At 29.8% G+C, this 13,435-nt stretch carries 10 protein-coding genes; all 10 read right to left on the bottom strand.

The annotated features are described in order from the left end of the window. Nucleotides 1-105: 105 nt before the first annotated feature. Entirely contained in the window at nucleotides 106-1,062 is a 957-nt protein-coding gene (locus N4A55_RS15520) for an ABC transporter permease (protein WP_293758091.1), read from the bottom strand. Between the two features lie 86 nt (nucleotides 1,063-1,148). Next, on the bottom strand, nucleotides 1,149-2,648 hold the full coding sequence (locus tag N4A55_RS15525; RefSeq protein WP_293758093.1) for an extracellular solute-binding protein: 1,500 nt from the start codon (nucleotides 2,646-2,648) through the stop codon (nucleotides 1,149-1,151). 400 nt (nucleotides 2,649-3,048) lie between these two features. Beyond that, a complete protein-coding gene (locus N4A55_RS15530) occupies nucleotides 3,049-3,774 on the bottom strand; it encodes an MgtC/SapB family protein (RefSeq protein ID WP_293758095.1) in 726 nt (241 codons plus the stop codon). A gap of 340 nt (nucleotides 3,775-4,114) precedes the next feature. Further along, a complete protein-coding gene (locus N4A55_RS15535) occupies nucleotides 4,115-5,224 on the bottom strand; it encodes a class II fructose-bisphosphate aldolase (RefSeq protein ID WP_293758097.1) in 1,110 nt (369 codons plus the stop codon). A gap of 17 nt (nucleotides 5,225-5,241) precedes the next feature. Next, nucleotides 5,242-6,666, bottom strand: coding sequence for a hypothetical protein (locus N4A55_RS15540; RefSeq protein WP_293758100.1), 1,425 nt, complete (start codon nucleotides 6,664-6,666; stop codon nucleotides 5,242-5,244). A gap of 330 nt (nucleotides 6,667-6,996) precedes the next feature. Continuing rightward, on the bottom strand, nucleotides 6,997-8,205 hold the full coding sequence (locus N4A55_RS15545; RefSeq protein WP_293758103.1) for an ROK family transcriptional regulator: 1,209 nt from the start codon (nucleotides 8,203-8,205) through the stop codon (nucleotides 6,997-6,999). Nucleotides 8,206-8,774: 569 nt separating this feature from the next. Continuing rightward, nucleotides 8,775-10,625 (bottom strand): ABC transporter ATP-binding protein, encoded by a 1,851-nt coding sequence (locus tag N4A55_RS15550; protein ID WP_293758105.1) that lies wholly within the window; start codon nucleotides 10,623-10,625, stop codon nucleotides 8,775-8,777. Further along, nucleotides 10,622-12,349, bottom strand: coding sequence for an ABC transporter ATP-binding protein (locus tag N4A55_RS15555; protein WP_293758107.1), 1,728 nt, complete (start codon nucleotides 12,347-12,349; stop codon nucleotides 10,622-10,624). The genes N4A55_RS15550 and N4A55_RS15555 overlap by 4 nt, the downstream gene beginning before the upstream one ends. A 30-nt stretch (nucleotides 12,350-12,379) precedes the next feature. After that, nucleotides 12,380-12,802: a MarR family winged helix-turn-helix transcriptional regulator gene (locus N4A55_RS15560; protein ID WP_293758110.1), complete on the bottom strand. Its 423-nt coding sequence runs from the start codon at nucleotides 12,800-12,802 to the stop codon at nucleotides 12,380-12,382. A gap of 227 nt (nucleotides 12,803-13,029) precedes the next feature. Beyond that, a complete protein-coding gene (locus N4A55_RS15565; protein ID WP_293758113.1) occupies nucleotides 13,030-13,353 on the bottom strand; it encodes a PadR family transcriptional regulator in 324 nt (107 codons plus the stop codon). Nucleotides 13,354-13,435: the final 82 nt, after the last annotated feature.

Consider the following 13,435-nt stretch of genomic DNA (forward strand, 5'->3'; position numbering starts at 1 on the left):
GTGAATACATTAATACATACCAAAATGGATAAAACATAAGAAGACCAATTATTACAAAGAAAGTATAATTAAATATTTTAAATGGAGTTACTTTTCTACTAACCATTATAATAATCCCTCCTCACCAATACGCTTACTGATTTTATCTGTAGTTACTACTAATAATAATGCTACTACTGATTTGAACATGTCTACCGTTGCAGCTATACTATATTGTCCTCTGGTTAATCCATTTCTATAGACATATGTATCAAAAATATCACTAATACTTTGAACTAATGGTGTTTGTAATACCATGATTTGTTGGAATCCTGCATTCATTACTCTACCAATTCTTAATATTAGTAGCATCACAATAATACCTGAGATTGCAGGTAAAGTAATATGAATTGTTTGCTTCCATTTACTTGCACCATCTATATTAGCAGCTTCATACAAATTAGGGTCAATCTGTGTTAACGCAGCTAAATAGACAATAGTTCCCCAACCCGACTCTTTCCATATATCTGATATAATCAAAATACTTCTAAAATGTTTTTTACTTGCCAACAAGTTAACAGGTTCCATTCCAAACAGTCTAAAAATTTCACCTACTACACCATAACTTGGAGAGAATAAATTTAACATAATTCCCCCTATTACAACCCATGATAAGAAGTGTGGTAAGTACAGTACGGTTTGGCTCATTCGTTTAAACTTAAAATTTTTCATCTCATTAAGCATTAATGCTAGAATAATAGGTACAGGAAAACCGATTAATATTTTCAATAAACTGATAACCATTGTATTAGAAAATACTTTTTTAAAATCACTTGAACCAAATACCACTCTAAAATTATCAAATCCTACCCAAGCACTATCAAAAATACCTTTAAATATATCGTAATCTTTGAATGCAATAATCAAACCCAAAATAGGTACATATCTAAAAAGAATAAAATACATTAAACCTGGAATTAATAAGATGTATAACCATTTATTTTTCTTTATATATTTCAATAACTTATTTGATGAATTATTATAGCTTTTTAATTGTTTTTGTTCATTGGATTTAATAACCATCTGTTTTCCTCTTTCCTATAGTCATAAATAACCAGTGCGTTCTAAATGACTTCTCTAGAACACACTATCAAAAATATTTACTCCTATTATCTTGATTGGTATTTTTCGTTAAGCGCTTTAGTTAAAGCTTCTCCACCTCTTTTATTCCATTCGTCTACAAATGAATCAAAACCAGTTTCTATATCAATAGCTCCAACAATCATAGAAATAAATTCTATATTTGTAAAATCTCTTAAATCCGCATCATATTTAGTAGCTTCTGATACCAAAATTCCGTCAGCTGGATTTGCTAAAGCTATTGATTCATTATGTTTAAATGCATCAAATAGTTCATTTGATGAGTGATTAAATAATATTTTTTTAGCAATATTATATTTATTAATATCTAATTCACTAGATTTATTATTATCAATGGTTCTAATAAGTTTACCGTTTTCTTCTTTATAATGCTCGCCTTCTAAACCATAATTAATAAACTTATTTCCTTCACTAGCTGTCCAAGTTAACAAACGAAGAGCTGCATCTACATCTTTCGTTTCACTACTAACACCTGTTCTTACCCAACCTTTTATAGATGCCATTCTTATACCAACAGGATTATCTGAACCACCTTTTAGAATAGGTCCAAACACAAACTCTCCTTCTGGATTCTTTGTCTTGAAAGGCACATAATAATTTTGATGATTATTTTTGTCAAATAAATGTATTTTCATTTCACCACCACCAAATGTACCTGCTTTTACTTTTGTTTTCCATCTTTTACTATCATCTGTTACAAATTCTGGATCTATTAATTTCTCATCATACATTTTCTTTAAGAATTTTAATGCTTCTTTTGCTTCAGGTAAAACAGAGCCATTTACTAATTTTCCATCTTTTTCCATCCAATAGTGAGGTAATGCTCCATAGGCACCAAAGATATGATCCATGTATCTATCTACTATACTATAGCCTCCAAAAGCATAAGTATCATTCTTTCCATTCCCATCTGGATCTTTTAAGGCTACTGCTTTTGCAAATTCATAGTATTCATCTAGTGTAGTAGGAACATCCATTCCAAACTTATCTAACCAATCTTTTCTATAACCAATAATTGATAATGGGTTTGCTGTACTTATCCCAATTGCATAAATATTACCATCATCATGAGTCATTACTTCCCATTCTCTATCGGTTCTAGCTGCTTTTAATTCTGGATATTTATCAAAATATTTATTAAGAGGAATCAATGCTCCTCCTTTAACTAACTTATCTTCCATTGCATCCGTATAAAAATTCATAATGTCAGGTCTATTACCGGAAGCTAATATAAGATTTAATTTATTTTCCAATTCTTTAGTTGTTACTTGTGTAACTTCTAATATAGTATTAGTTTTTTCTTCAATATAATCTTTTGTAAATGACTCTTCTTGAATATCTTTACTATGTAAAAATAATTTTAACTTAACTGGTTCATTGCTTTTCTCTTTGTTTGATTCATCATTATTTTCATTAGACGTTACATTTACACTATCTTTTTTACCACAACCAGTAAAACTAGCTAAACACATTGCAATAATTAATAAAATTACTGTAAATTTTTTCATTTGATGTAACCCTCCCTGTTGTTTTCATAAGAATAATGGTTAAATTTTACAACCAACATTTATTGCGCGCATTGCTTATTGGATGATTACACGATACATTAATTTTGCCCAACTTTCAATAATATAATTTTAATTTTATAGTATTATTTTTATTCTTTGCGTTTTTTTCATATTAAAAAATATTAATATTGTTGTATTATATTAATAGATACCCCCTAAAAACAGGCATTTATATCAATTTCCCACATATATGACTATGGGACGTTTCGTTCGTCATATTTCATATAGATAATAAAAAGATAGACCCAAATGTATGAGTCTATCAATAAGTATTAATTAATTATTTTATTTATGTATTTTAGTTAAACTTGAGTATCTGCTAACCAAAATACCATGCAGGTTATAAAATCTTTACCTGTTTAATATTCTTTTTCCTGCATAGATCTTGAACTATTTTAGTGCAATTAACATATTTAGGTACATCAATGCTGTAAATTGAATGTCTAATGATCTCTCCTTCACTAGTAGCAGCTGTTTCATCTAAACCTTCTTCTTCACTTAAGAATTTAATTTTTCTTACTTTGATATTCTTCATGTTAAAGTATTTTTGAATACCTTTCATAAATTCCTTATCCCCTGTATATTGTATATCCAAGGAAATAGTTGATACTTTGTCAATGAATTTGTCTTCCACTTTCTTAAGTATAACTAGTGAAATAAATACTCCAATAGTAGATGCAGCTGTTATTACATACATCCCAAGACCTATTGCAAGACCTATACAAGCAACTACCCATATAGAAGCAGCAGTTGTTAATCCTTTTACTAATCCCTTTTCACGGATTATAGTTCCAGCACCAAGAAAACCTACACCAGTTATAACTTGTGCTCCCATCCTACCAATATCAGCTTTTAGAGCATTAGCCAACTCTGGTTTTTCCTGAATTAGAGCTATTGTTCTTTCAACTGACTCGATTTGAATAATAGATACTACTGCGGCACCAACACATACTAGTATGTGAGTTCTAAAACCAGCTGGTCTATTGGTAATCTGCCTTTCATAGCCTATTAATCCACCTACTAGAATAGCTATAACTATCCTAATAATCACTTCATATTCTTCCATCTGTCCACCCTTTTCCAATATATATTAATATATTTATATGATATTAAACTTAAAAGCTTCCTTCAATTATGAAAGAAGCTTCTTAAGTACTTATATATTATTATATATTATATACGATTTTGGTTTTTTTTCAAGTAAAATTATTAATATGCCTACAATTTCCATTGAATCTTGAATGTAACACCCTTAATTTCATTATAAGCTACTATACTTGCACCATTTATATCCAATAACCATTATTTAAAGGATGAATAATTGATAATTATTCATCCTTTATTAATATTACACATATAAAATATTATATATAAAAGGGGAATTTTTGTTTATAAGTAATAAGGTTTTAATTAAATAATTCAGCAGTACCAACTTGACCATATTTAACAATCAATTGTCCCACTATCTCCTTAACACCTTTTTCAACACAGTCTAATATATCATTTTCTTCAGCAGTTTTACCTGTTCCATCAGTTACACTATCATACATTGGATATAAATAAACTCTTTCGTCAATTAATTCTGGTCTATCTTCTACAATTTTCTTGATTTGTCCAACCCTAGAATTATCATCTATGTTCTTATTATTTTTAAAATACTCTCTAATATTTCTTGTAATTGCTAATCTGATATCTGTTCCTACATTTACTTTAGCTATACCGTAAGGAACTACTTCTAGCACTTGTTCAATAGGGATACCATGTGCATTTTCTAATTTCCCACCTAATTTATTAATTCCTTCAACTAAATACTTAGGAACAGTTGAAGAACCGTGAGAAACTAGAGAACCTTTAATGTTTTTGAATTTCATATTTTCATATGCTGCTATAGCAATTTCTTTACTGATTACAACGTCTTTACCCTTTGCAGCTCCATGGCTAGTACCATAAGATATAGCTAAACAGTCAACACCTGTTTTTTCAAAGAATTCACATACTTTGTTAGGGTCTGTATATAATGAACCACTATGATTAGCATTATCTTCTCTACCTGCTAATACTCCAAGTTCCCCTTCAACTGTAACTCCTTTTTTATGTGCATAATCAACTATTTCTTTAGTAAGAGCGACATTCTCTTCAAATGGAAGATATGAGCCATCAATCATTACTGATGTAAATCCTTCGTCAATACAAGCTTTCACAAGTTCTTTATCATGACCATGATCCAAGTGTAGAACTACAGGTATATCAGTTTTCTTAGCAGCTTCTTTTACTTTTTCAGTTATAATCTTAATACCTTCAATCTTTTCTTCTAATGTTGCATTAAGAAAATCTTCTCTACCTGCTATAAAACCAGTTGCAAATTCTATTATCTGTAATATAACAGGTGATCTAAATGTTTCATGAATTTCAATTGCTGCTTTTACTTCGTTAGTAGTATGTACATTAAATGCTCCATAGGCAAATTTCCCTTCTAAAGCTTTATCAAGTAATACTTTCATAGGTACTAATGACATTATTCTTCCTCCTTATATTATCTTTGTAAAAAATGTTCATAAGTTACTTTTTCCATTGGTTTAATACCAAGCCATGCGGCTACTTCCATCATTTCTTCACCTAAATCATTAAATGCTAGGGCATAATGATGTGGTTGATGCTTCATAATAATAGTTTCCACCAAATCTCTAACTTTAATTGGCTTTGTATTAAGTTTCAAGTTGGACATCCATCCTCTTGAACCATCAAAACTTGGTTTTTCTGGATTATTAAATTCTCCTGTGAGGAGAAACATTTCTTCCCCATCTTTAGTAAATCTTGCAGCTGTCCCTTTTTGCTTAGCAAAAATCATATCAGCTACTGGAGCATTTTCTTTGAGTCCTTCTCCAGACCAAGGTCCTGGATTACAGTGAGAGGCTAATTTAACTTCTCCATTATAAGCTACATTATTACATCCCAAACCACAATGCCAGAATAATACACTTTCATCCTGCTCATCAAGATCAGATAAATCCATAAGTAATGAAGGTTTATCATTCATATATCTCATCATCATCATAGTAATCAGTCCGTATACATCACCTTCACAAGCCGTAGTAAAATACAGTTGATTAAGCCTTCCTATTGCTGCACATGAAACCATATCAAGTTCTACTCTGAATTTTGGCCAACAGCTAAGAGCAATGCCATCATATCCATTTTCTTCTTTAAAATCTACAACAGCTTTAATCAAACGTGCATTTTTATTTATTTTCTCTTTTGCTAAAGCATTGCAACTACAACTATCTTGTAATATTTGTTCCATTATATCTTGCACATCTTCATCTTTATAAGATAACATTTTATGTTTTATCTCAGAAAATTCATGATTTCTACATAGCTTTACTCCAAATCTTTTTTGAAGTTTTCTTTCATCAAAATATTGATTGTCAAATCCATTAGCAATACCACCAATTAGAGCAATCTTTGCATTTTTTATATTTTTTATAGCTGTAAGAGCCTTTATTGTTATTCTAAATCTTTTCTTGAATAATTCATCATTCATATAGCCGTAGAACCATTTGAATGGTAAATCAAATTCTTTTAGATACTGCCCTATGATACTAGCATTCATGTTCATTGCGCAGAAAGAGTTAATTGGTAATGGACCTGACGAAGTTGGTTCTTGAACTGCCCATAGACCAATAGGTATATTTAATTTCGCTAAAATTGGAATAATTGTTCCTGAATTAAAAGCACTACTTTGAATCATAATAAAATCGATTTTTTCCTTTTCTAGAAAAATGTATGCTGCTTCAGCTTCTTGGTCAGTATATATTCCATCTTCTACACATACAACATCAAAATTCATCTCTTCACTTAGTTTGTTTATTTCCTGTTTTGAACGATTATAAACACCTACTTTGTCACCTGTGAAATTTTTGTGCATTAATCCTACTAGACCAATTTTTAATCTTTTCATATCATACCTTCTTTCATTTTTTATAATTTCAGTCTGAAATTATTTATCCAATAATAAAAAGTGAGTAAATCACTTTTAAATTATTATATAATACATTTTTACCAATTAAATTTCAGTCTGAAATTAACCTATTTTTATTTTATATCCTTATTAAAGTTTTGTCAAGATGATGTATCATTTATATCTCTTTGATTTAATATTAACTTCCATAATATTTTATCTATTAAAGCTATTTGAATATAAATTAATTGAATATAACCAATTCTAATAATTTATAAGCCCAATGTTAGGCAATTATATACTAGTGATTAACCTCTGAATATTAAATTTCTATACACTCTTAAAATATGCTTTATATACTAATGCCGCCGCTCCAATTTCATATACATAATCCAACTGCTCTCTTTTTTTGAACTTTATATCTCCAATGATATTAGTGAATACTTCCTGTTTAGTCTTATCTATTACTTGGTCAAACATAAAATCATTATCAAATAATTCACCTGATAAAACAATAATTTCTGGGTTAAGTATTCCCATAAGATTAGACAAACCAATGCTAAGTATAGTTGTCGCTTGATCCAATACTTCCTTACAAAATCTATCTTTATTATAAAATTCACAAATCAAACTATAATTTAGTTTACTACTATTTCCTTCTATGAAATCTTTTATAGGTGATGTGTCAACTTCTGATATCTTTTCGTTTAAAATCTTTTCTATCCCTTCAGTAGAACAATATGCTTCTACACAACCATATCTTCCACAATTACATTCTCTACCATCAACAGCTACAGTCATATGTCCAAATTCACCAGTAATATTATTTTTTCCTCTTAGGATATTACCATCAACAATAATTCCACTTCCAATACCTTCACCACAGACAATATAAGCTATGTCTTTATACCCTCTACCATAGCCATACCAATATTCACCTAAAGCTCTTGTGTTTGGATTATTATCAACAAAAGTTTGAATATTAAGCTCTTTTTCTAAAAAAGTCTTCAAAGGAACCTTTCTAATATTAAGATGTGGATTAAAATTATGTAGTATGCCCTTATCATAGTCAACAACTCCTGAAGAACCTATTCCTATACCAATTACATGCTTTATTGATATTTTTGATTCATCAATTAAACTATGAATCATATCAAGTACAGTTTCTAAAAACTCTTTTTCTGTTTTCACATTATTAATAGAAACCTTTTTACTGATTAATATATTTTTATCTAAGTCTATTATTGATGCTCTAATATTATTTCTATATATATTCATTCCCATACAGCATAAAGCAGATTTTCTTAGCTTAAGATAAATAGGTTTTCGCCCTGCGTGAGTTTCAACCATACCACTTTCCTCAACTATTTTTTCCTCTACCAGCTGCTTAACTATCCTTGTTATTGTAGGTCTTGAAATGTTTGTACCATTAAAAATATCTATACGAGTAACAGGAGCATTCTTTCTAATATAGTCAATAATCTGTATCCTATTTTTTTGTCTAAGAGCTGATGTGCCTTTTATATTTTTATTTATCATTGTATCAATCCTTTACTACTATATAAGTATAGCTCAATTATTTCACTCTGAAATTAATTTTACATATATCTATTTGTTTTGTCAAATATTTATTACTATAACTCTATCACTTCTAAATATTTACTAGGAAAGAATTCTACTAATGAAACCCTTATGATACTCCAATAACTGTTGAGATACCTTTGGTGCTATAAAATTTTTTAAGCCCACTAATATCTTTAGTCTTTTCATCAAAAACAGCAAACGCTATATGTGGGTGTGCCCCATTTTTATACATGTATGAACTAATATTATTTTGACATAATAGTCTCCAATATTCTATTTACTTATCTTCACTCTTTTTATCAAAATTAACTTCGATTGCATATCCCATAATATCCTCCTTTATCTTTTTAACATTATACATCAATAATTATAATTTTCACCCCCCCGCTACCCTAGCCATAAAAAAGGTGTATATAGTAGGTTTAACGCAGACCGACCGCTTCTCAGGGTAAGGCAAGTTAAACCTACTATATACACCTTGCACTAGCCATCAAAAATAAAATCTCAAGCCTTGAAATAAATCTCTAAACCGCTTCTTCACTTCCAACAAACTGACTATTATAAAGCTCAGCATAAAAACCATTGAATTCAAGTAATTCCTGATGATTTCCTTTCTCTATAATATCACCATTATTCATCACAATAATCATATCCGCATCCTTAATCGTAGACAAACGATGGGCAATAACAAAACTTGTTCTTCCCTTCATAAGTGACTCCATAGCTTTTTGAATATATATCTCCGTCCTAGTATCAACACTACTTGTTGCTTCATCGAGTATTAGAATTGATGGATTAGCAAGTATCGCCCTAGCAATAGTCAAAAGCTGTTTCTGTCCTTGGGATATATTATTAGCTTCTTCATTAAGTACAGTATCATACCCCTCTGGAAGGGTTCTAATAAAATGATCCGCATGTGCAGCTTTTGTAGCCCTAATGATTTCTTCCTCACTAGCCCCTTCTTTTCCATAAGCGATATTATCTCTTATGGTTCCTTTGAACAACCATGTATCTTGAAGAACCATACCAAACAGATTTCTAAGATCACTTCTTCTCAAATCATTAATGTTAACACCCTCAATGCTTATAGTACCATCCCTAAGTTCATAGAACCTCATAAGTAAATTAACCAACGTTGTCTTTCCAGCACCAGTAGGACCCACTATAGCCACTGTTTGACCTTTCTTAACATCAATATTCATATTATTGATAAGAATAACATCTTCTTTATAACCAAAATCAACATGCTCAAATCTAACATTACCCTGTAGATTATCAATTTGCACTGAATTCTTTTTATCCGGTATCTCTTCCTCTTCATCTAATACTTCAAAAACACGCTCAGCTGATGCAATAGTTGACTGAATAATATTAGCAATATTAGCTGTTTGAACAATAGGTTGACCAAATGCTCTTGAATATTGGATAAAAGCTTGAATGTCACCTAACTGTATAGATTTCTTTATCATCAATATACCACCAGCTATACAAATAAATACATAACCAAGATTATTAACAAAACTCATCATCGGCATAATAATACCTGAAATAAATTGCGCTTTCCAACCAGCCTCATATAATTTATCATTAATCTCTTCAAATTCTTTAAGGGCTTTTTTCTCATGTCCATAAGCTTTTACAATCTTATGCCCTGTATACATTTCTTCAACATGACCGTTCAAGTTACCAATTATTTCTTGCTGAGTCTTAAAATATTTCTGTGACATCTTAGCTATATTCTTAGTAATTATAATACTTAATGGTAATGTGGTAATAGTAATAAGTGTCAACAAAGGGCTTATTGTCAACATCATGATAATAACACCTACTATAGTTATTATAGAAGTTATTAACTGTATAACACTTTGTTGCAAAGTATTACTTATGTTATCAATATCATTAGTAACACGACTTAGTATTTCACCATGTGTATGAGAGTCATAATACTTAAGTGGTAATTTTGTAAGCTTCCTACTAACATCTTCACGCATGTTAAAAACTGTTTTTTGAACAACACTTGCCATAGTGAATTGCATAATGAAGCTGAATAAAGAACTTAAAATATACAAAATCCCTAGCACAAGTAGAATATTCCATATAACATCAAAGTTAACTGCTGCATTAGGAACTCCTTTAATGATTTCCATAAAATCATTAAAAAGTCTTGTTGTAACGTTTCCCATTATCTTTGGTGCCAAAATAGTGAATATTGTACTACAAATAGCCATTATAACTACGAAGATAAGACTTACTCTTCTAGGTTTTAGATACCCTAATAGTCTTTTTAATGTTCCTTTGAAATCTTTTGCTTTCTCTACAGGCATACTCATGGCATGACCTCTACCCGGTCCTCTCCCTACTCTACCTTTACTCATGCTAATTCCTCCTCTGAAAGCTGTGAAGATACAATCTGTCTATATACATCACTTGAGCTTAGCAATTCTTTATGTGTTCCCATTTCTACAATACGTCCTTCGTCTAGAACGATAATTCTATCTGCATTCATTACAGTAGTCACACGCTGTGCAACAATTATTACAGTATCATTTAGTGTTTCTTTCTTAAGAGCTTGACGAAGTTTCGCATCAGTCTTGAAATCCAAAGCTGAAAAACTGTCATCAAAAATATATATTTCAGGTTTTCTGACTAAAGCTCTTGCAACTGACAAACGCTGTTTTTGTCCACCTGATATATTAGTACCACCTTGAGAAATTACAGAATCGTACCCCTCTTTCATATCATTTATGAATTCATTTGCTTGTGCTATCTCACAAGCATGAATTATTTCTTCATTATTTGCATCTTCTTTTCCAAATCTGATATTCTCATTTATTGTTCCACTGAATAATACTGCTTTTTGAGGAACTAAACCAATCTTACTTCGTAGATATTTCTGAGACATTTTTCTAATATCAACATTATCAATTAATATGCTACCTTTTGATACATCATAAAATCTAGATATTAAGTTAACTAATGTAGATTTTCCTGAACCAGTTCCCCCTATAATAGCAGTAATCTCTCCTGGTTTAGCTTGAAATGATATATCTTTCAATGCTTCACCTTCAGCATTATTATATCTGAAAGATACATTTTTAAATTCAATATATCCTCTTTTTTCAGTCTTTTCCACTGGATCATTAGGATCATTGATTTCAGGGTCTACATTCAAAACTTCATTAATTCTAATAGCAGATGCAGAAGCACGTGGTATCAAGATAAAAATCATAGTTAACATGATTAATGAGAACATTATCTGAGATACATATTGGATAAATGCCATTAAATCTCCAACTTGCATAGCACCATTATTAATTTTATAAGAACCAAACCATATAATGAATATAGTTGTAAAATTAAATAACAGTATTAGTATTGGGGCCAAACATGCCATTAACTTATTAACTTTTATAGCTGTATTAGTTAACTCTTTATTAGCATCATTGAATCTTTTCTTCTCATGATTAATCTTATTGAAAGCTCTAATAACCCTTATACCAGTTAATCTTTCTCTTAGTACTAGATTAAGCTTATCTACCTTAACTTGCATTAACTTGAACATAGGTATACTTTTACTAGCCACCAAACCTATTACAATCCCTAATATAACAACAACTACTATAATAATTAACGATAGATTAGGATTTTTGTTAATAGCCATAATTATACCACCTATAGCCATTAGAGGAGCCCTAATAAACATTCTTAATAACATAACAACAAGACTTTGTATCTGTGTAATATCATTAGTTGTTCTAGTTATTAGTGAAGCAGTACCTTTTTCATCAAATTCTTTTAACGAATAATTTTCAATCTTTTTAAAGACCTTATTCCTTAGGTTTCTTGCAAATGCACTTCCAGTCTTTGCTGACATCATGCTTGTCAATATAGAACATAGGCCCCCTAGAGAAGCAATAAGTAGCATAAACGCTCCTGTTTTTGCTATATACCCTATATCTTGCTTAACAATACCTATATCAACTAAATCAGACATTAATGTTGGCAAAAATAACTCTGTTAAAGTTCTTAAAAATGTAAATATAAGTATAATAATAATTGATAAACTAAAAGGTTTTAAACCTTTAAGAAGTTTAATCATATTTTATCTCTCCTTTCATGATGTAATCTTCTAAAGCTTATTTAATATTAATTCTATTTCTTCAAAATCGGAAATAAGCCTCTGGATGTCTTCATTGGATAGCTTTTCTAATTTAATTCTAATATTTTCTTTCATAACCTGTTTATGTTTAGCTAACTCTTCTTTCCCTTTTTTCGTTATATACAAATTAATAATACGTCTATCTTTTTCGTCTGTTTTTCTTTCAATCAATTCTTCTTCTATTAATCTATTAGCTACCTTTGTCAAATTTGATTTTGGAATCATTAATTTCTCACAAAAATATTTCATTGGTTTTCCATTGTTATGCTCTAACATACCAATCAATCTCATTTGATGTAATGAATTCTTATACTTTATATCTTTGAATATTTTTTCGTTAATAAGAGGAAAGAATCCTAATATACATTGTATCAACCTTTCTCTTTGAATCATATATACCTTCCTTTCATTTTTCATACCCTACATAATGATTTATAACTCATTACTTATTAGATATATAACTGTTATACTTTATAATAATTATAAGTTATAACAGTTGTATAGTTAAATAGTTATAACTTATAACTATTTTATAACAAAAAAATTTACTTGTCAACGATTTTTTTACAAAAAAAAATATATTCATTACATATATTTTTTTCAAACAATATCTATACTCTCTACTCATAACTCAACACTTCATTAATGGCTTGTTGGAATATCTCCCATTCCGTACTTCTTTCTTCTAAAGTACTTATACCCTTTTGGGTAATCTGATAATACTTCCTTTTTCTTTCTCCTGGATTTTGTTTCCATAGAGACTCAATAAGCCCTTTTTTTTCTAAATTATGTAATATGGGATATAGGGTTCCTTCTTTGAATTTGAAAGTTCCTTTTGATAAGATTGCAAATTCTTTAATCATTCCATATCCATACATAGGTTCTTTCTTTAACAGATTCAATATCATTATATCTGTTGTTCCCTTTAATAACTCTTTATTCATATGTAACACCACCTATATTATTGCCACTGGGTTTTCATTGTTCATAGAAACAGATTACCTAGCATAACAATGCTTTGTTATG

The organism is Vallitalea sp., from assembly GCF_025211055.1.
In the GTDB taxonomy this organism is placed as follows: Bacteria; Bacillota; Clostridia; order Lachnospirales; family Vallitaleaceae; genus Vallitalea.

Bases quoted from the DNA above. Each gene is read 5' to 3' on its own strand.
- N4A55_RS15555 (WP_293758107.1), bottom strand. From the start codon at position 12,349: ATGATTAAACTTCTTAAAGGTTTAAAACCTTTTAGTTTATCAATTATT.
- N4A55_RS15530 (WP_293758095.1), bottom strand. From the start codon at position 3,774: ATGGAAGAATATGAAGTGATTATTAGGATAGTTATAGCTATTCTAGTA.
- N4A55_RS15560 (WP_293758110.1), bottom strand. From the start codon at position 12,802: ATGATTCAAAGAGAAAGGTTGATACAATGTATATTAGGATTCTTTCCT.
- N4A55_RS15550 (WP_293758105.1), bottom strand. From the start codon at position 10,625: ATGAGTAAAGGTAGAGTAGGGAGAGGACCGGGTAGAGGTCATGCCATG.
- N4A55_RS15535 (WP_293758097.1), bottom strand. From the start codon at position 5,224: ATGTCATTAGTACCTATGAAAGTATTACTTGATAAAGCTTTAGAAGGG.
- N4A55_RS15520 (WP_293758091.1), bottom strand. From the start codon at position 1,062: ATGGTTATTAAATCCAATGAACAAAAACAATTAAAAAGCTATAATAAT.
- N4A55_RS15540 (WP_293758100.1), bottom strand. From the start codon at position 6,666: ATGAAAAGATTAAAAATTGGTCTAGTAGGATTAATGCACAAAAATTTC.
- N4A55_RS15525 (WP_293758093.1), bottom strand. From the start codon at position 2,648: ATGAAAAAATTTACAGTAATTTTATTAATTATTGCAATGTGTTTAGCT.
- N4A55_RS15545 (WP_293758103.1), bottom strand. From the start codon at position 8,205: ATGATAAATAAAAATATAAAAGGCACATCAGCTCTTAGACAAAAAAAT.
- N4A55_RS15565 (WP_293758113.1), bottom strand. From the start codon at position 13,353: ATGAATAAAGAGTTATTAAAGGGAACAACAGATATAATGATATTGAAT.